The organism is Sphingobacterium sp. UBA6645 (assembly GCF_002455685.1).
In the GTDB taxonomy this organism is placed as follows: Bacteria; Bacteroidota; Bacteroidia; order Sphingobacteriales; family Sphingobacteriaceae; genus Sphingobacterium; species Sphingobacterium hotanense.
The window spans coordinates 20,137-41,627 of the sequence record NZ_DKLH01000060.1 but is presented as its reverse complement, the minus strand read 5'-3'; the positions used below and the strand labels follow the sequence as shown (position 1 = coordinate 41,627).

General features: G+C 41.0%; 12 protein-coding genes. 10 read left to right on the top strand and 2 right to left on the bottom strand.

The window, feature by feature from the left end; translation table 11 throughout:
- Positions 1–8: 8 nt before the first annotated feature.
- A complete protein-coding gene (locus tag B2400_RS11870) occupies positions 9–1,025 on the bottom strand; it encodes a LacI family DNA-binding transcriptional regulator (protein WP_286652072.1) in 1,017 nt (338 codons plus the stop codon).
- A 594-nt stretch (positions 1,026–1,619) separates the two neighbouring features.
- Here B2400_RS11870 and B2400_RS11865 point away from each other — a divergent pair.
- The 8 genes from B2400_RS11865 (at position 1,620) to B2400_RS11830 (ending at position 12,227) form a co-directional block, all read left to right on the top strand.
- Positions 1,620–2,144 (top strand): YceI family protein, encoded by a 525-nt coding sequence (locus B2400_RS11865; RefSeq protein WP_293933596.1) that lies wholly within the window; start codon positions 1,620–1,622, stop codon positions 2,142–2,144.
- A gap of 394 nt (positions 2,145–2,538) precedes the next feature.
- Positions 2,539–3,744 carry an NAD(P)/FAD-dependent oxidoreductase gene (locus B2400_RS11860; protein WP_149526165.1) on the top strand — a complete coding sequence of 402 codons (1,206 nt, stop codon included), beginning with the start codon at positions 2,539–2,541 and terminating at the stop codon, positions 3,742–3,744.
- Between the two features lie 94 nt (positions 3,745–3,838).
- Complete coding sequence (locus tag B2400_RS11855; RefSeq protein WP_149526166.1) at positions 3,839–4,516, top strand: response regulator transcription factor; 678 nt, start codon at positions 3,839–3,841, stop codon at positions 4,514–4,516.
- 102 nt (positions 4,517–4,618) lie between these two features.
- Positions 4,619–5,866 carry a sensor histidine kinase gene (locus tag B2400_RS11850; protein ID WP_293933593.1) on the top strand — a complete coding sequence of 416 codons (1,248 nt, stop codon included), beginning with the start codon at positions 4,619–4,621 and terminating at the stop codon, positions 5,864–5,866.
- 66 nt (positions 5,867–5,932) lie between these two features.
- Positions 5,933–7,183 carry a TolC family protein gene (locus B2400_RS11845; protein ID WP_293933590.1) on the top strand — a complete coding sequence of 417 codons (1,251 nt, stop codon included), beginning with the start codon at positions 5,933–5,935 and terminating at the stop codon, positions 7,181–7,183.
- Positions 7,173–8,282 carry an efflux RND transporter periplasmic adaptor subunit gene (locus B2400_RS11840; protein WP_149526169.1) on the top strand — a complete coding sequence of 370 codons (1,110 nt, stop codon included), beginning with the start codon at positions 7,173–7,175 and terminating at the stop codon, positions 8,280–8,282. The genes B2400_RS11845 and B2400_RS11840 overlap by 11 nt, the downstream gene beginning before the upstream one ends.
- A gap of 4 nt (positions 8,283–8,286) precedes the next feature.
- Positions 8,287–11,373: an efflux RND transporter permease subunit gene (locus B2400_RS11835; RefSeq protein ID WP_293933585.1), complete on the top strand. Its 3,087-nt coding sequence runs from the start codon at positions 8,287–8,289 to the stop codon at positions 11,371–11,373.
- A gap of 275 nt (positions 11,374–11,648) precedes the next feature.
- Positions 11,649–12,227: a hypothetical protein gene (locus B2400_RS11830; protein ID WP_149526171.1), complete on the top strand. Its 579-nt coding sequence runs from the start codon at positions 11,649–11,651 to the stop codon at positions 12,225–12,227.
- 99 nt (positions 12,228–12,326) lie between these two features.
- Here the strand turns inward: B2400_RS11830 and B2400_RS11825 are convergent, their stop codons facing one another.
- The gene (locus tag B2400_RS11825) at positions 12,327–16,178 is read right to left on the bottom strand and encodes a TIM-barrel domain-containing protein (protein ID WP_293933583.1); all 3,852 of its coding nucleotides are present in this window, start codon (positions 16,176–16,178) and stop codon (positions 12,327–12,329) included.
- 265 nt (positions 16,179–16,443) lie between these two features.
- Here B2400_RS11825 and B2400_RS11820 point away from each other — a divergent pair, with 265 nt between their 5' ends.
- Both B2400_RS11820 and B2400_RS11815 read left to right on the top strand, forming a co-directional pair.
- Positions 16,444–19,776, top strand: a complete 3,333-nt coding sequence (locus B2400_RS11820) for a toll/interleukin-1 receptor domain-containing protein (protein WP_286652410.1) — start codon at positions 16,444–16,446, stop codon at positions 19,774–19,776.
- A gap of 5 nt (positions 19,777–19,781) precedes the next feature.
- The gene (locus B2400_RS11815) at positions 19,782–21,455 is read left to right on the top strand and encodes an NAD-binding protein (protein WP_293933580.1); all 1,674 of its coding nucleotides are present in this window, start codon (positions 19,782–19,784) and stop codon (positions 21,453–21,455) included.
- The last annotated feature ends 36 nt before the right edge of the window (positions 21,456–21,491 follow it).

Genomic DNA, 21,491 nt, shown 5'->3' with positions numbered 1-21,491 from the left:
TGTTAATCTTATAAAGACGATTTCCGTATAACCAACTCCGTATCGAGTGCAATTGTTTCGAAGGTAACTTCCTTGTTTTTGGAGTTGATCATCTCGGTTAGTTTCTGAAAACCAAGCTCCCCCATCTTCCTTGCCGGTTGGACTACGGCCGAAAGCGCCGGATTAAGTGCATTCGCATTCGGGGTATTCGAAAAACCAATGACCGCAATATCCGTTGGAACGGCAATTTCTAAATCGGCCAATACGCCTAATGTACGCGATGTGATTTCGTCAGTAGCACAGAATATCGCATCTGGCCGCGCCTCCGATTTTAAAATCGGCACTAAATTCTCCTTGATCAATTCTTCGATGGGTTGACCCGCATAGTCGATTTCTAAATTCAATTCGGGAATAAATTTAAGTTTAGAATCTTCCAAACCAGCAAGAAATCCTTTAAAACGTTCTTTGCTCACCCCAAGACCACGGCCGGTAATATGCATAATACGTTTTTTTCCACGCTCTGCTAAGTGTATGGTCGCCTGATAGGCTCCATCAAAATTATTTGCGCCGACTTTATGCGTCTCTAGACTATGAAAAGTGCGATCCACCAATACTACAGGTATTCCGTCATCCTGCAGCTCCCTTAGTTCCCTTTCGCTTGAATCAGACGCCATCGGAGTCAACAGCAGCCCATCAATACCACGCATGCGCAATACTTCTATCGCTTGCTTTTCCAGCATCTCCTGATTGCGGCTTTGCATAATAATAATATCGTAATTAGCGGCCTCTGATGCGGTCTGTATGCCGTCGAGCAACTGCGCGACAAAGTTATTGCTGATGTTACATAATACGACCCCAACCGTATTGGTTTTTCCGGTTTTGAGATTCTGCGCTACTTTATTAGGACGAAAGTTATGCTTCGCCGCATACTCCTTAACAGTCTTCTTGGTCTCTGCACTAATTTCATAACTATCCGACAAAGCTTTTGAAACAGTAGATGCAGACAGATTCAAAGCCTTGGCAATGTCTTTTAAGGTAATTCTCATAATCAATCACATAGTTGGATGGGTTTTATCATCCAAAATCGCAAAATCACTTAGTGATTACAAAATAACAATAATAAATTAAATAAATGGCAACAAAACTCAATCAGCACTAAACGATGAAAATATATGAGAAAAGGATTGGAATACCATAAAAAGAGCCTATTGCATCCCGCAATAGGCTTCAAAACAACTAATATATTAATCTATGGAGATTAATCGAACTTTAATTTGATTCCCTTGGAATCGCTAGAAAACTTTTGGATTAAAAGGAATCTAATATGTTTAACAACTGGTTAATTCAAAAATACGAAAAAGAATAGAATTTACACCATTCAAAACAGATAAGTTGAGTAGAAATCAAGCAATTACCTTTAAATATTTTAATTTAACTGTTTTGCACTAAGAATTTAACAAATTGATAACATGAAAAATGATACTTTGTGAAAAAATAAACCACTCTCTTGAAAATACTAATCAAGGGATGATCCGAACTTCGGATAGAAAAATCATTTCTTACCATACATCAATGCACAACACACAAAACGCCCCTACCTTTGTTGTACAAAAATTAAGAAAAAACAAATAGCATATATTATGGCACAATGGACATTAGACACTGCACACAGTGAAATCGAATTCAAAGTAAAACACATGATGATCTCTACAGTAAAAGGAAGTTTCCAAGACTTCGGTGTAACTGTAGACAACGCATCTGACAAATTAGATAACGGTCAGGTAGTTGTTGATATCAAAACTGAATCAATCAATACCAAAAACGAGCAAAGAGACCAGCACTTAAAAAGTGGTGACTTTTTCGATGCTTCATCATTCCCGGAAATCAGATTTGTATCTACAGGAATTACCAAAGAGGACGATGATGAATATAAAATCTCAGGTGATTTAACGATTAAAGACGTTACGAAGCCAGTAACTTTTAAAGCTGAATTTGGCGGTATCGGAAAAGATCCTTGGGGTAACCAAAAAGCAGGATACACAGTAACCGGAAAAATCAATCGTAGTGAGTTCGGATTGACTTGGAATGCTACCCTGGAAACAGGCGGCGTGATGGTGAGTGATGATGTGAAATTCCAAGCTGATTTACAATTTGTATTAGCGTAAGAAAACTAGAAATAAAAGTAGGAAGCCGTCTTTTGAGCCGGCTTCTTTGTTTTTAAATGGTTTCTGCAAAAGGCAGCATCGCATCCTTGTCCCAACTCATTCGACACAAAACCAATTCAAAGCCCTTTCAAACCCAATGTAAAACCCTTTCATAACCGTTTGGGATTGGGTATGATTGGGGTTTGATTAAATTTTAGATTGTATATCTCTGCTCTTAGATCTATTCTTTTGTTCCAACTAGGCCTTATTATGTGTCCAAATGTCTTGGAACGATAACCCTTGCTTCAAAGCCGATAATTTTTCATGCCATATCCTAAACAAAACCAGTAATTTGCTGTTTTACGACAAGATAAAATCCTTGTGTAAGGTAAATCACAGCTAACAAAATTGATATATGGACTTAAAATCGAATGAACCCTTTTGGTTAATTAAGAATGGTATTTTAAACAGTTATCCTTCTCTTCAAGAGGATACGGAATGCGACGTGCTCATTGTTGGTTCGGGCATCACCGGTTCGCTGATAGCGCATCAATGTATTATGGATGGCTACAACACCGTACTGATCGATAAGCGGGAGGTTTGTAATGGCAGTACCTCGGCCACCACTTCCATGTTGCAGTATGAAATTGACGCGCCGCTTTACGAGTTGAAGGAGACTGTAGGCGAAGAGAAAGCTTTAGCAAGTTATCAAGCCTGTTCGGATGCTATTGATCGCTTAGAGGAAATATCAAAATCTATAAAGTCGAATGCTGGTTTCGAGCGCAAGAAATCCCTTTATTTTGCTAGTACGCAAAAAGATTCCAAATGGCTTTATAAAGAATTCGAAGCCCGGAAGGCGGCAGGTTTCAAGGTGGAATGGTTAACTGATGAAGAAATAACCTCAAGATTTGATATACAGAAGAATCACGGCGGCATCTTATCGAAACAGGGAGCCAGTGTCGATGCGTTTACCCTAGCGCATGAATTATTAGCAATAAATGCGAAAAAAGGATTGAGGATTTTTGATAAGACCGAACTGACGAAGGTAGATTACAAGCGAGGATTCAATTTATGTACCTTGAGCACTTCGGCCAGCATCAAGGCTAAAAAGATCATCTATTGTGTAGGATATGAAAGTGCGAACATGATAAAGGAAAAATTTGTTAATCTATTGAGCACTTACGCCATCATTTCTGAAGTAGATAAAGAGCTATGGAAGAAATATAAGGACGTCTTGATGTGGAACACCTCCTCCCCTTACCTTTATATGCGCACGTCAGACGATTATCGTTTCTTGGTTGGCGGAGAAGATGAGGATTTCAGAAATCCCCAAAAGCGCGATGAATTACTTGCCGACAAGGAGCAAAAGCTCGTTAAAAGTTTCAGAAAAATGTTTCCAGATCATGATTTCCAATTAGACTTTAGTTGGGCGGGCACCTTCGGAGAGACAAAAGACGCCCTTCCTTACATTGGCGCACATCCGGATTTTAAGAATTCTTACTTTGTATTAGGCTTTGGGGGAAATGGAATTACATTCTCCGTTACCGGTATGGAGATGGTTTCTGAGTGGCTGAAAGGAAAAAAACATAAGCTCTCGGAAGCGTTTAAATTTGGAAGATAAGCCAAGCTAATATCATAATATTTTTATTACGATTCGATACCTGCTTATTTTAATTCTAAACAAATAAGTAAATTTGTGAATTATTCATTAAAATATGCAGATTTTAGTCATAGAAGACGATAAAAGGATCAGTGATTTCTTGGTGAAGGGATTGGAGGAGAACGGACATTTACTGACCTTATGCAAGTCTGCAGAAGAGGTATTGGCAAACTATACTACTCTTCCCTGGGACATCATCATTTGTGACATCATGCTACCCAAGATGGATGGAATCCAATTGGTGCAGACCCTGCGCTACAAAAAGGTGAATTGCCCGATCATTATGCTGAGTGCACTGAACAGCACACAAGACAAAGTCGCCGCATTGGATAGTGGTGCTGATGACTACCTGACCAAACCCTTCCATTTCGATGAATTATTATCCAGAATCAATGCACTTGCTCGTCGAAACCAACTCAATGCCGTAGAAGAGCGTTTCAATATTCGTACTTTCAATGATCTCCAAATCGATTTGGATCAATTTAGGGTATCCCTCAACAATCAGGATGTCAAACTCTCGCCTCGGGAATACAAGCTCTTGATCTACTTAGTGGAAAATAAAGATCGCGCCGTTAGCAGAACACAAATTCTAAACGCCGTCTGGGGACTCAATTTTGATAATCAAACAAACGTTGTGGATGTCTACATCTCCTATTTGCGATCGAAGATTGAAAACGCAGACAATAAATTCATATACACCGTAAAAGGAGTTGGGTATATATTTAAATCTTAAAGGGTGAAACTGAAACACAGACTTTCATTGTATTCCATTGTCATTTTCAGTGTAATCATACTGATTGCATCTGGAATAATCTATGTCTCCTACTATAAACAAATGGAGAACAAGGAACGACAAAACCTGGCCAACAAATCTGTACTTGCAGCAATCTATTATCTTGAACAAGATGAGGTCACTGAATCCGAGCATGAGAAAACGAAGAATCTACTTCTGAAAACAATATCAAGAAGAAATATTGCCGTTTATGATGGTGAAAACATCCGATTTAAAGGTGATATGCTCATCGATTCAAACATTACGACTTCCTTTATACAGCAAGTAAGAAATTCAAAGTCGGCGAATTTTTCGAATAAGGACTTTTTTTATCACGGGCTTTATTATCTCGATAATCAGGGCGAATTTGTCGTTATCACCAGAGAACCGAAGTCTGCTTTCAATGAACAAATGTTCTCCTTATTGAAGATACTGGTCATCGTTTCCTTGGTCGGATTGATCTTGATCTACCTATTTTCCAGATATCTGGGTAATATTGCTTACGATCCGGTGAACCGCATCGTAGACCAAATTAAAACTAGAGACCGAAATAGCTTTTACGAGCCGCTAAAAGAAGAGCAATCCTATGCAGAAATACATGACCTTATCGGGACTTACAATCGCTTCATCGATCGGCTTTCTCAAAACTTCCAGATTCAAAAAAACTTCATCGATTATGTTTCTCACGAGCTGAGGACGCCTATCACGGCCATACTAGGAACGTTAGAAGTGACGGAAACGAAGGATCGCTCTTCCGAAGAATATAAAAATACGCTCCGTAGTTTAAAGCAATATAGTCTCGATCTGAACGATGCGCTCGATCAGATGATGATACTTTCGGGAGCAAAGAAAAGTTTCGAGTTTAGACCAACTCGGCTAGATGAAATAGTTTGGGAGGTCGCCGAACATGGCATACTTTATCATGAGGCAAAGATCAACGTACAGGTAAGCGTTCAAAATGCTGAGCTGATGGAAATAAAAGCGGATGCTAAATTACTTGAGTTGGCCCTTAATAATCTTGTTGGCAATGCCATCAAGTATTCGAACAACCGTCCGGTCCATATTGAACTATACGAGATAAACAATCAGTTAGCGCTAAGTATTAAAGACGAGGGTATTGGAATTTTAAAAGAAGATATAGAGAAGATTAGGCAAAACTTCTACCGAGGTCAAAACAGTAAGGATTATCAAGGGAAAGGGATTGGTCTGTCTATGGCTCATATCATTTTCAATATACATAAAATTGAAATGTCACTGGAAGAAAACAAGCCCTATGGCACGGTCGTAATCTTGAAGTTTCCTACTTTCTAATCAAATTCTAATCTAGCTTAAAGGCGCAGCTAATTTGCTGAACATACTTTTGTGAAAAATAAAAGTATGTGGCAAAAAGCATTTCTTTCCTTTATTTCTATTCTCTATAGCTTGACTAGCTGTTTTTCACAGGAGCTTACGCTAGACGACTTAGAGAAGAGCTTTGTGCTCAACAATCAGAGCCTCTTTATTGAGAAATTCAATATCAGTAAAGCAGAGGCGCACCGGATGCAGGCCAAGGTTTGGAACAATCCGAGCTTCGAGCTAAGTGAGGTCAATCTTTGGACGAATCAAACCGTTGATCAGGGAATAAAGCAACAATATGCTATCGAGCTGCAGCAATTGATTGAAACGGCGAGCAAACGTAAATCTCGCATACAGGTTAAAGCCTTTGAAAAGAAAGACGCGGAATATGCTTACCTGGAATTATTATTTCAATTAAAATCTGAACTTCATAAGGCTTTTTACATTGCCCGTGCCTTATACCAACAGGAAGAAGTAAATAAGCAAATTGAGGCATTATACCGACGCCAAACAGAAAAATTCAAAAAGCATGTTGATGCTCAGCATATCTCAAAAGCTGATTATTTAAGAATTCAAGCTGCACTGTTGAGTTTACAGCGCGAGAACTTGTTGCTACATCATCAGCAACTAGAAATAGTGCATCAAATAGCCGTACTAACTCAGATGCCGCAGCTGACCTTCGATTCCCTGAATCTACAGGCAACATCGGAAAGCAACATGGAGCATAATTATCTTTCAGGTATCGATCAAAAGCTAGCGAACAATATCCAGCTTCTCCGAAAAGCAAATAATATAGAAATAGCGCGTGCGAATTGGAGTCTGGAGCATGCCAATAGGATTCCAAACTTGCAACTGATAATAAACAACGACCGGGGTGGAAACATCATGCGAAACTTCGTTGGTGTCGGTCTATCCTTTGACATTCCACTATTCGATAGAAATAAACAGCATATCAAGGCTGCTCGACTTGAGCTGAATCAGCAGGAAGCTCATGCGAAGCAAGTTGACTTTGAACTGCGAGCAGAGCTTAGCAAATTGATCAATCAAATATCAGAAACCGAGAAAACCCTACTACTCTGGTCTGAAAACCTGAAAGAAGATCAGTCCGCAATCTTGGAAATCTATCAAAGAAATTTAATGGCAGGACAGATATCCTTAATTCAATTTATTGATTACATAGAATCCTTTAAAGATGCCAGAACTGCATATATCGAGCTCCATGAAACCTATCAACATCAATTAGCGGATTTAAAACTCCTTATTGGCCCTGAAACTCCTATTTATGAAAATTAAAACACTATTGCTAAGTATTCCAATTTTGCTTCTACAGCTATCTGCCTGTCAAAACGGCAACGATCAGGTAGTTTCAGAATCTGACGGCTTGGATACCACATACTGCATCTCGACGGAATCAAAGAACTTGATTGGTCTTGATATTATTCATCAACGTCCTATTCAAGAACAACTGACCTTTAGCGGCAAAGTCGAATACAATGAGAACGACCTCGTTTCCTTCAAGAGTTTAATTCAGGGGGTTGTCGAACAGGTGAACTTCGAACTGGGCGACGAAGTTAAAAAAGGACAACTATTGGCTACCGTGAGCTCATCTGATATCCAGCAACTTCTTCAAGATCGCCGATATCAGGAAAGTCAAATTAGCCTTCTTGAAAAGCAGATCAGCAGCAAAAAGGAAATGTTGAAAGACGGTTTAATCGCGAAGCCAGAACTGCTCACGAGCGAGTATGAACTTGCGGCAGCGAAAATAGAACTCGACAAAATAAATGCAGCACTACAGTTATTCAAAGCGACCAGCAAGGGATCCTTTCAACTAATTGCTCCTAAAAATGGTATTATCGTCAAGAAGAATATCAGCGCGGGTCAAACAATCAGTCCCGAGGATAATGATTCGCCATTATTCGCCATATCAAACCTGAAACAGGTATGGATATTAATCAACATACATGCGACCAATCTTCCTTACATCCATCTTAACGATGAGGTACAAATTCGCACCCTGGCCTACCCCGACCGAACTTACCGCGGTAGAATCGATAAGATATATAATGTGTTCGACGATGATGAACATGTATTAAAAGCACGGGTAGTGTTATCGAATGAGGATCTTAAGCTCCTTCCGGGCCTAAGTGCAGACATTATCGTTAATAAGCGTACAAATCTAGGTGATGCTTTCGCGATACCCAATGGCGCAAAGATATTCCATAATAACAAAGAATACGTCGTTCTGTATAATACAGATTGTGACCTGCAGGTGAAAGAAATAAAGAGCATTGCCAGCAATGAGGAATTCACCTATGTGAAGGAAGAGTTCGCCGAGGGCCAGCAGATCATCACTAGAAATGCACTACTATTCTTCGAACAGTTAATTCCCTAATGCGATGAAGAAGTTTGTACAAGCCTTAGTTACTTTTTCACTTAGAAACAGTACGTTCATCCTCTTTGCGACTTTCATCCTATTGTTCGTTGGGCTTTATGCCTTGAAGCATACAGCAATTGAAGCCTTCCCCGATGTGACCAACACCCGCGCTAGGATTATCACGCAGTGGCCCGGACGCAGTGCGGAGGAAGTCGAGAAGATGGTCACCCTGCCAGTTTCCAAGCTGATGAATAATATTCCGAAGAAGTCTAATATAAGGTCGATTTCCCTATTCGGGTTATCGGTCGTGACCGTGCAGTTTGAAGATGGGGTTGATGATTTCTTTGCTCAGCAATATGTATCGAATAAGATTTCGGCTGTCAATCTGCCCGAGGGGGCCGAGGCGAGTATAGAACCGCCATCGGGAGCAACCGGAGAGATTTACCGCTACGTCATTAAATCGGATTTGCCAACGCGTGAAATCGCAGCTATTCAAGATTGGGTTATCGAGCGGGAACTACTTTCGGTTTCGGGAGTCGCCGACGTGATCAGTTTTGGGGGTGCCGAAAAAATCTATGAAATCAAGATCAACCCTACGGAATTGAGGAATTATAACCTCTCCCCGTTGGATGTATATGAGGCGGTTTCGAAGTCTAATATCAATGTAGGCGGCGATATGATTCAGCAGGGCGATCAAGCCTATGTTGTTCGAGGTGTCGGATTATTAGACCGCATCGATGATATCGGAAATATAACTATCGAACTAAATGGTACCACGCCTATTCTGGTGAAGCATGTGGCAGAGGTTGTGGTGTCTAACAAACCCAAGCTCGGCCAGGTAGGCTATAATGATAACAACGATTTGATTGAGGGAATTGTGGTGATGTTGCGTGGCGAGAATCCCTCGTCGGTCGTTGAAAATTTAAAGATTAAGATTGAAGAACTCAATACACGGATTCTACCTGAGAATGTACAGATAGAGCCTGTCATCGATCGGACTACGCTAGTCGACAATACAGTTAAAACGGTTTCGAAAAATCTAATAGAGGGCGTACTATTGGTGTCTCTGATTGTGTTTATCTTCTTATACAACTGGAAGTCTACTTTAATAGTTGCCTCTGTAATTCCTTTGGCATTTCTGTTTGCCATCATCATGTTGAAGATTCAGGGCTTGCCCGCCAATCTGATATCGATGGGTTCCTTAGACTTCGGTCTGCTGTTAGAAGGCACATTGGTCATTGTCGAGACGGTATTTGTTGCCTTGGCGACCATGTCGCATAAGGTCGGCGCTAAGCGATTTGCAAAAATGAGCAAGATGGGAATCATCAAGAAAAGCACAGGAAGTGTTGCTTCTTATATCTTCTTTGCCTTATTGATTCTAATCGTTGCGCTATTGCCGATATTCTCCTTTCAAAAGGTGGAAGGTAAGATGTTCACCCCACTTGCTTTTACTTTGGGCTATGCCCTGCTAGGTTCACTCATTCTGAGTTTGACCTATGTTCCGGCGATGTGCAAGCTTCTCTTCACAAAGGAGATGGAAGAACGCGAGAACTGGATTACGAAATTCTTTCAACGAGCAATATTCGGGCTTTATGAAGTCTCGTTTAAATATAAAAAAGCCAGTATTGGCATCTTTATCGGAATACTCTCGATCTGTATAGCCTTGTTTTCCCAATACGGATCGGAGTTCCTTCCGAAACTAAATGAAGGCGCTATCTACATCCGCGCTACCCTTCCCAATAGTGTGAATCTGGAGAAATCGACGGAATTGACGGTGGAAATGAAGAAGCTTATTCAAAAAGGTACGGAGGAGATTGATTTTATACTGACCCAAACAGGTAGACCTAATGATGGAACAGACCCTACGGGATTTTTCAATATTGAATTTCTGGTTCAACTGAACGATCCATCAACATGGAAAAGAAAAGTAACTAAGGAAGATATAATTCAGGAGATCAGAACTAAACTACAGCATTATCCGGGGATTAATTTCGGTTTCAGTCAGCCAATTCAAGATAATGTCGAGGAATATGTTGCCGGTGTAAAGAGTGCTCTGGTCATTAAAATATTTGGCGATGATCTGTACGAACTTGAGCGTTATGCGAATAAACTAGCCGGTACGATAGAGAAAGTGCAGGGTATTACGGATATCAACGTCTATAAGAATATCGGCCTACCGGAACTAAGGATTCAGCTGCATGACCATAAGATGGCGAAATATGGCATCAGTACGGCTGATGTTCAAGCTGTGATCGAGATGACGATTGGTGGGCAGGCGGCGACGAGATTTTACGAAGGAGATCGTCAATTTGATGTGGTCCTACGTTTCCAAGAAGAATATAGAAACAGCCCCGAGAAAATAGGCAATATCATGATTCCCAGTAGCAATGGACAGCATATTCCCCTACAAGAAATTGCTAGCATAGGGTATATAACGGGTCCTGCCTTTATTTATCGCGAAGGAAACAGTCGCTATATCGGGGTTGGTTTCAGTATTGAGGGCCGCGATTTAGGGAGCACCATTGCGGAGGCAAAACAACTGGTTGCAAAAGAGATTAAATTGCCAAAGGGCAAACACATGGAATGGGCAGGCGAATTTGAGAGTAAAGAGCGCGCCAGCAAGCAGTTAGCACTCGTTGTACCTATTTCCTTAGTGCTTATTTTGATGCTGCTTTATTTTAATTTTGGAAACATCAAGGATACAGCAATCTGCTCTATAACCTTGGCCTTTGCCTTCATCGGCGGTTTCCTTTCGCTGTGGGCAACAGGAACTGTATTTGGTATATCCGCAGGCATAGGATTCATTATTCTATTCGGCGTGGCAACTATTGATGGTATTGTTCTGATCGGTGTTATCAGGGACAATATCGCTCATAGAATCCCATTAAAAGAGGCGATTATTCAAGGTGTTAGGAGCCGAATAAGACCGGTCGTTATGATTGCGTCGATGGGGTCCTTTGGATTATTACCGGCGGCCTTGTCGACGGGGATGGGATCTGAAATACAGAAGCCATTAGCAATTATGATTGTTGGCGGGCTTATTATTTGCTTGATCCTCTCCTTTTCCATTATTCCAATTATTTTCTATTACGCGCATCGTAAAGATTAAAAGATATTTGTTTTCAATTTTAATTTCGTCGAGGGCAGGCTTTAGGGCCTGTCTTTTTTTTAGAAGTGATTGCTTTCGAAAGTCTTCAAAAACTTTCATTCTTGTTAGTTTTTAAAAAGAAAGTTTTTTCTGAAAGTGTCTGTTTTCAATGGCCATCAAGAACTTTCATCCTTGAGAGCTTTTAAAAGGAAAGATGAAAGATTTTTCATTCCGCTTGTTGCGTTTTTCTCAAAGATTACGTTACTTAAAAAAACTATTATACCAATAACGAAAATATGAAGAAGAATCTACTAGCCATTTTAACCGCTGCATTATGCGTGAGCAGTCTATCAGCTCAGTCCACTTTGACGTACAATGGTGCTCAAAACATGTCATCGAATAAAAACGATAAGTCTGGATATTTGGCTTTCCGACAAGATCAAACGGAAAGCAAAAGAAAACAAGGTGTATTCTTTGAAATATTAGGTACTGGATTAACCTACTCATTCAACTACGATACCCGCTTTCAAAACAGACCCGATGGGCTTGGTGCTCGTATTGGTCTGAGTTATTATGCTATCGATGGGGAAAAACTCTTCACGCTTCCTGTAGGCTTAAACTACTTGTTAGGGAAGAACGGACATTACTTTGAAATGGGCGCCGGCGCTACATTCATTTCCGGTACGGAAGAGGATGGTGAAATCTTTTTCGTCGATTCTGATAGCAATACCACAATAACAGGAAACTTGGTATTCGGCTACAGAAAACAGCCGGTTGATAGTGGTTTTCTATTCAGAGCAGGTTTCGCACCGCTTATCACTAGTGGGAATTTTATTCCTTACTGGCCGTATGTCAGCTTTGGATACTCCTTCTAAGGGAATCATGGGTTCCTAAAGTTTTTATATGCTACTCTCGATATTAATAAGAAAGGCTGCCTATCAAGGCAGCCTTTTTCTATTCTATTTTATCCAATTCTAGAAGCTTTTTGATTTTAAGTTTTTATCGACTAATATGCCATCAATCGCTTTCAGATTAAAAATAACATTGCGTTTTGCTTTCAATTTGATAACAAACAGTTCATTGCTTCCTTTGGCGGTCTCCTTATTGCCCACATTCACAAACGTTGGATATAATGCCTTCTGTCCGTTGGTATGAAGCCTGTCATTGGTTAAGTTATCCATTTGCTTCAAACCTAGGTTGTCAATTCCTAGATATTCGTAATCTTGAGCACTATATGGCAACGCGAAACTCAATGCATTGACAGCGTTTAAATCGACGCCTTCCACTTTGATGGTTACTACATCATCTGCAGCATAACGAGTTTTCGCCGTAGACAATTTAATAGTGCCTTTCAGATTCTCTTCTTTCTCCGGTTTTACTTTGCCGTCCAACTGAGTAGCTACTACCGAAATATCATAAGCGTCAATAAGTCCATTCTTGTTGACATCGCCATTGCTTACATAGCCTTCGAAGTCCGCATCGCCTTGGCGCAAGCCTGTATAGTTTATATATGAGGTATAATCGTTACGATTGATCAAGCGGTCATTGTTGATATCTCCCGGGATGTAACTTTCGGTTCCCGGAACTTTGAAAACATAGAGTTCGCGCCCTGATCCGAAATCACCAACGGCTTCAGATACGGAAATTTTGATATAGCGCGCATTAGGTTGCTTATCAAACACGAACGTCTTCACCTCATCATTGTGAGCCCACGTGAAATCGCCTGCATCCTCCCAATGTGATTGATCGCTACTATATGCTACTTTACCTTTCAGCAATACGCCGTTTCCACGTCCGGAACGAGGTAGGTACTGAAACTTATCCAATTGATTGAAAGATTTTAAATCCATAACAATATCAAATGGAACAGCTTCTTTTCCCCATTGCGTATGCCACATATTGCCTTCATCATAGTCGAATAACTTCTCTATCCCCTCACTTCCTTGATTAGGAACAGTTGTAGTCCCCACGATCCCTGGAATTGCATACAATAGCGGATTAGCCTTAGTTTTCGCCGCGAAGCTCGTCCAATCCGAAAAGCCGTCTTTATTTACCGCACGGATCTTGAACTGATAATCACGCTCTGCTTTTAATCCTTCAAACAGTAAAGTGGTATCTTGGATCAATCCATAATGTACGTCTTGAAAATCAATCTCGTAGTAATCAGCATTGGCAACAGCGTCCCATGTTGGACGTAAGGTATACGCTTTTGCGTTTGCATCCTTTACCTGCGCATTGCTAGGTGCAGATAAGGCACCGGTTTGCTTCAAATAACTGTTCTCGGTTTCATAGCGATAGCCTGTAATACCCAAGGCAAGCGCATTTTCAGTGATGTCTAAAGATTTTACCTTTACAATTAATTCCGGGTTTTTAATGATCTGAACCTTTGCGAACTCAGAACCTGGAGTAGCAAATTGATTAAGATTCGGACGAGCTTCATAATAATATCCGTAGTCTATGGATTCTAATTTCTCTCTACTATCAACTTCCTGCAACTTATATTTGCGGCCATTGATTTTCAGTACGACTTTCTTGGGCTTTTGGGTCAAGTTTACCCGAAACTCTGTCGCTTGGTTTTTCTGAAAGCCATCAAAATCACCTGTAGTTTTCTGGATTTCGAGTAGCACTTCTCCACTCTTGGCAATTCCAGATGTAATAATCGTTTCTACAGACTTGCCGCTGCGATAAGCCTCCGTTGTACCATCATCATCATAGAGTTTAAACGTATTCCACGCATGCGGATAAAACTCAATAATACGAAGTCCAGGATCTATTTCTGAAACATTGTTATTCGCAGGAACAACAGGAATAATGGCTCCTCGTTTAATGAAAACTGGCAGTTTCCAAAGTGGTGCTTTAAAATTGTTGATTACCTGATTTCCTGCGTATTCCTCGCCTGTAAAATAATCTACCCACTGTCCTTCAGGTAAATAAATATGATTACGGATATCGTTTCCTAGCGTGTCAGCTTTTGTGGCTTGGTAGATTGGTGCAACCAATATAGAGGGCCCGTATAGGTATTGATACTGCGTTGCGGTGCTTAACGTATAAGCGTTAGGATCGTCTAAGAACATCGCCCGTATCATTGGTTGTCCTGAAACCGCTTCCTTTGCGATACTATAAGTATAAGGCATCAACTGCGACTTCCACTTTAAATAGTGTCTGTTGATCGAAGTGATTGGCTCACCCAAGGCATGTGGATATTTTTCGTTACTACCCCAGCCATCCATATTCAATTGCATTGGCGAGAAAGTCTTCCATTGGAAATCGCGCGTATTGACAATCTTATTTTTGCCTCCGAAGATACCATCAATATCAGAGCTGATATTAGGCTGTCCGGAGAGCCCTGACCCTATATATGTAGGAATATGGAACCGGATGTATTCCCATACACCACCTGTTTGGTCTCCTGACCAAATACCAGCATAACGCTGCGTCCCTGCCCAACCATCTAATGAGATGATGAAAGGACGTGCATCTTTTCCGTAATACGGCATAATATGTCCAACATCAGATACGCCATTAAGTCCGAAAGAATAGCCTGCCCCAACCCATGCTACATCAGTCTTGAGCACTCTCACTCCTGCATCGCGCACTTCCTTCACGATATCACGCTGTAACAATGCGTCGATGCTGTCTTTAGGGTGTAAGTCAGATTGTGTCCACAGACCAATCTCTACTCCCTTTTCGCGTGCATAGTCGCCCAAGCTTTTTAGATTCGCAATATTGCCATCCAGTGTTTTGGTCTGGCCATAGCCAGCGCCATAACCATCGTTGGGCAATAACCAACCTAATGGCATATCGTTATTCTTATATCTATCGATAACTGCTCTCGCTGAAAACTGGTAATTGTTCAACTCTCCATTCAACGATTCACGAATACCGGTTTTATCCTTTTGGCTTTCCTTATAGCGCTTTCCGTCTTCAAATAGAATTCCATTTTCATCTTCTTTCCAGTAGTCCCGGTTGTAGGCATTAAGATGCCCTTGATAGAAACCAAACTTAGGTAAGAGTACAGGATTCCCTGTGAGTTGATAGAAGTCGTTAAGCAGGGATACTGCATCAGGATTCACCATAAAAAAGGCGTCGAAGTAATCCGAGTCATGGGATAACATCACAGTACCCTTTTCTTTCGCTCCGAAATCGTAGCGACCTTTCTTAAAGGTATAGAACATCACCCCATATCCCTTATTGGACCAATAGAAAGGTGTAGGCGATGCCACACCGCCGTCGGTCCATGAGTTGGTATTCTCAATCAGAATTGCCTTTCCCTTATGCGTGAAGCGCCCATTCTGGACTCCCCCACCAAAGAAATACTCGTCGTCTTGCTCTTTCAGGTTGATACCACTCTTCTTATCTCCAAACTGTATAGCAGATAAACTTTGAAGGACCGTCTTTCCCGATTTCAAATCAGTAATCTCGAATAGGCTGTTATCTTTAGATATATCAATACGGATTCTTTCCGTTTTGATCAGGATTCTATCATTAGCATCCTCAAATCTTAAGCCTTTGACGGCCTTTCTAGGATTATCGACAAGTATATTAGCCTCAGGCTTCGCTTGAGGATCTCGAATGATCCCTCCATTCGGATCGAAGAATACACGAAAGATATTATCTCCATAGAAATCAAAGCTAATACGCTTTTGATTGGATAAAAGAAGATCTATTGTTGTAGCATTTATCTGCTCTGCAGATAAAATAGAAAGACTGTCCGTAGCACATACAACAGTTGGTACAGCGGATTGTATAGCTTTCGCTTCCGATGTCTGCGCGATACACAGCGATAATGCCAGCGCCCAGAACATCTTATTGTTTTTGTAAGTCATATTTTTACGATACTTTACTTTTATGCAACTGTTATATCGTAAGTTTTAAAAAGGTGCCTAAAGGTAGAAAAATCTATTGTTCTCACCTATAATATGATAAAAATAATACAGTAAAGAAAACTTCCACGTTTCCCTTGAAACAAAAGGGCGGGGATAAAATTTCCTGATGTCGTTTGAAAAATGACACTTTCGGTAAAAATAGGTTTGGTTTTTGCACTATTAGCTATCGAAAAGAGACCGACAATAAACTAATAGATAACCTATTATGGAGCAAGGATCGAAAGACACGTCAAAACGATATAAAGCGTTTATTAGCTATAGCCATGGAAACAACCAGGGAGAAGGGAGAAAGTGGGCAGATTGGTTGCACCATGCTTTAGAGACTTACGAGATACCCGAAGATCTTATTGGGAAGAAGAATGAACAGGGACAGGAAATTCCCCGGCAAATCTACCCGGTCTTTCAAGATGAAAAGGAGTTATCGGCAAGCTCAAACCTCAATAGCTCCTTAACCGAAGCGCTCGATCGCTCTGAATTTTTAATCTACTTAAGCTCGCCACGATCTGCAAAGTCAAACTATGTTCGGGACGAGATACGCTATTTTAAAAAGACCGGCAAGTCGAAGCAGATAATTGCGTTAATATTGTCAGGAGAACCTGAATATAGCGGCAAGGAAACTGAAAACCAATGTTTCCCAGACGAGCTTCGATATAACGTTGATGCAGATGGCACCGTTCAGAAAGATCAACCCGAAGAAGTCCTCGCTGCTGATGTCAGGATTCCTCATACGGACAAAGAAGGCTATACTTCCGCTGAAGCCTATCGGCATCAGCTGCAGCTAGAAGGCAAGTCTAACCATGAAATTAAGATGGCGGTGGATGAGTATAAGAAACGTCTTGATCTTGCCCTCTTGAAAATTATTGCTGGTATTCTCGGCGTTCCGCTCGGCGAGCTGACCAAACGCGACCAAGCCTATCAACTGGAGAAAATCAAGAAGAAGAATAGAAATATACAGCGTATTGCTATCGCAATCGCTGCTTTAGGCATCATTGCCATTATCGCAGGTATCGTAGCATGGAATCAGAAGAATGCGGCACTTCGCAATCTTGCTCGTTCGCTCTATGCTTCCGGCATCAACAAATTAACGGAAAGTGAATACGGGGATGGCGCTGCGTATATCGCAGAAGCAACACGCCGGGGCGACGAAAGTGCGAAGCTATTTGCACACTCTATGCTCGCTATACAAGATGATCTCACTGTCATGCAAAACAGTATGGCCGGAAATGCCAGTTATTCACCAGATGCCCAATGGATAGCAACATATGCCAACGTAGGCGCAAATAATAGCGTGCTGCAGGTCTGGAATGCTATCGACAGAAAACTGGTCAAACAGCGTGCGGACATTAGCAGCCGCCAAGCCTCGAGACCGCAGTTCGACAATAAAAACAGAATCTATACGGCAATTGATGAATATAAAATCATCAGATACCATATCGCTGATGACAAGATAGAGGTGCTAAGACCCAATCCGGACAGCGTCTTCTTGACCATTCGCGCTGTAGCACCCTCTGGGAAATACCTTGTATTTCAGCAGTCGAATCAACTCGTCTTATTTGATATCGACAAAAAGCAGGAAAAACCACTGTTGAGCTTCTCATCTATTACGCCTAATGCAGCATATTTCGATCAGGTTGACCAGACTTTGGTCGTTACGATGCTAAAAGATGATGCGACTGAACTACGCGTCTTCGACCTGCATCGCGCAGAGCCTAAGCCTGTGTTTACCAAAATTTTGAACTCAAGTATTAAGCGTCCGATGTTCAGTGCGTCTGGAAAGCAGATTGCATTCACAAATCAGCAAGGACTTCATTATGTCGACTATCAACAAAAGAAACAGTTTGAAATTAAACCTCCCGGTCTTCCCTATTCTTTCGCGGGCATCAACAAGAATGGGACAATCAGTGCCGGTAATGATGATATTCTGGATCTGTTCAACGATAATGGCGAGCGAATCAAATATACCAAGCTTTCGAAAAATCTATTCTTCAGTACAGATTTAACAAAGATATTAGCGCAAGACCCTATGGATATGGATTACCATTCGCCAGATTGGACACAGGAAATCGTAAATGCTAATCCGCTAAGCTTCATTAAAAATGTGAAAAACACACCCCTAAAACTAGCCCAATATTATGCGGATGACAATTTCTTAGCGGGCATTCCCGGTAAAAATGTAAACGATCTGTACGTATTGAATAGAAACAGGAACTCGATTGATTTATTAAACACACAGACCGGCGAGATTACAAAAGGATACTTCTCCATCAAGGAACAGATTAGCTTTATCCACTTTCTTCCAGTTTCCAATATCTTTATTGCTAAAGACAAAAATGGTTTAACGCATTCCTTTGATGCCAATACAGGAAAGGAAATAGGGAAAGCCTTCGACAGTCAGGTCAAGACCTATGTTTTCAATGCCGAACAAACGCAGGTCTTAGCTCGTACAGGAAACAATGGTTTTGGGATTTGGGATTTAAGAACCGGCAAAAAGCTCATCAGTTACGAAACTGAAGGTGTACTGGGCGGATTCACCGCCAGTCCTGACCTGAAAACTATCATAGTTGTTGATAAGAATTCCTGGAAGATTATCGATGTGCAGACCAAGAGCGTCTTAAAAGAAGAAAAGGGTACTTTGAATAGCGGGACCTTCAATAAACAAGGAACAGCATTAGTTGTCGTGCGAAACGACGGCAAAGCAAGTGTGATGAATACCAAAGACTACAAGACGATCTTCGAAATTCCAACCATCGAGTTCCCTTTTGTGGTCTTCAACAACAAAGGCAATGTCCTAGCGATCTCAGAAGATGCAAACCATATGCGTCTGTGGAATTTGGACACGAAAAAGTCGTTCGGGCAGAATATCATCATCAGCAAATACTCTAAGTTTTTTCAATTCTCCGAAGATGATTCCAAGATCTTCGTTCAGGACGATGCCGAAGGCTTTGGCTATGTTGCCAAACTTGTGGATGCAAGCAATGGCAATGTATTAACTATGCCGTTCATCAACAAGAAATTCGACTATATCCATATCCTTCCAGGCGAGAAAAAGATACTCACCGTTGAAGGCTTGATGGAAGGCAAAGCGATAAGCGTATGGGAGATTCCAGGGAATGTGGAAACTTCGAAAGATCAACTTGCTGAAGATCTGGAAAAGTTCTATGGAAAAAAATACGACGAAGAAACGGGCGCCATATTAGCGTTCAATGATAATAAAAAAACCTACAATACCTGGTATTTTCAGGATCCGGATGTCAGAACACTCTCTCCAAACTCAAAAGAAGGAATCGTCGAAATCATCAAAAAGCACTACCCGATCAAAACCGATGCTGATGTACAGTTCCTTGGGGTAAACTATGCACAGCATCCCCTATCTCGCGCCATCCTTGCAGACTACTTCGGTGCAAAGCCCGAAACCAAATACATAGGGCAACGAATGTATGAATTGACAACAATTCAGCTTCCGAAGATTAGGAATGAGAATTTGAAAAAAGAGGTACAACAAATCTTACAGACAGCAGCACAAAAACTTAAACAATAACAAGCATGAAGCTCAATAGAAGGCAAAAAGGCATATTTGGAATCATATTTATCGTCGCACTGATCGTACTCTCCTGGATAGGGCTATCCAAACTCTATCCCGAAAGCAATACGCTCAGATATTTACCCGATCGCATCTACCGAATCATCAAAATTGTGTTCGGGAGTGATCCGTCTGCAACCTCACTGGAAGATGCAAGTATCCCTTGGGAACTCATTGTGGCAAAGATATTCACGATTTTCATTCTACTATTTGGAGCCTTTAAGATTATACAAAAGATTTTTAGTGAGCAATACACGCTCCTGATGGCTTCTTTCAAACAAAATCACCTCATCAGCATAGGTGTTTCAAAAAAAGGACGTCAGCTTCTCCAAAGCCTTAAAGAGGACAAGAATCAGCAAGGAATTGTGATTGAGAAAGAAACGGAACATGCCAACATATCTGCGGTTAAAAAACAGGGACATAAAGTAATCATTGGAAATGCGGAGGATGAAAATACATTACTGGAAGCCGGTATCAAAAGAGCCTCAGACCTAATCGTATTTCTTGAAAACGAGCAGACAGTAATTGAGATTGTAGAATCAGTGCAGCAAATCTACAAGAAATCCAATTGTGATAATGCGCTTCGCTGTTATGTGCACCTAAGAGATCCTCGACTGATCGACTTAGTGAAAAATGCAGATCTCCAATTCGCTAATAACAGCGTAGACCTACATTTCTTTAATGTCCATAAGATGGTTGCTCGGCAATTCTTTACCAAGCTCGTCAACGATCTGGAAGCCGGACAATCTCAAGATCTGGAGAAAATAGTATTCATTGGATTTGGAGATTTTGCTAAAGCTATCCTTTTGCAGGCACTTCGTATTATGCACCTGCACCCGAATAAAGAACCAAAGATCGCTATTTATACCGAGGGGGCTAATAAGGCACAAATCCAATTTCAGGAAAGATATCCTATGGCTCATAAAATTGGTGAGATCAGTTTTCACGAATTTGAAGGGTCTTTTACGCCGATTTTGCATGAGCAAAACTTAGGCGAATTAAATAAAAAAGCAATTGTCATCAATGCCTTCGATGACGATGAAATAAACCTAAACAACGCATTAGAACTCCTCCAAAAAAGTAGACTATCCGAATTTGCGATTTATACGCTCAATGCAGAAGGCAAAGGATTAAGAGCATTGATGGAAGGCAGCAAGGAAAACAAAAGGATTCACTTCTTTGGAGGGATCGAAGAAACCTGCAGCATTGAGTTTATCACCGGTGAAAAACAAGACAAAATAGCGCAGGCAATCCACGATGATTATCAAAAACTAACCTCCGGGGAAGCCACAGAAAGCAGCCGATATACCTCCGACTGGCACACACTTAGCGAAGATGCGAAGGATGCAAATAGAACGCAGGCAGATCATATTCCTTTCAAACTTTTACTGACCGGAAAACCCTTGGAAACAACGAACCCTAAGGATTTCCAATTCACGTCTGAAGAAATTGAATACCTAGCAATAATTGAACACAAAAGGTGGGTGGCGCATCGATATCTACATGGATGGGATTTTGGAACAACCAGAAATGATGATCTTAAACTGCATCCTTCCTTAGTACCATGGGAGCAGATATCAGAAGCAGAGAAACAGAAAGATAGGGATACAATTTTAAGAATCCATAAACTTATTTAAGAGATTTTATAAGATTCATTAGAGAGGGAGTGTGCT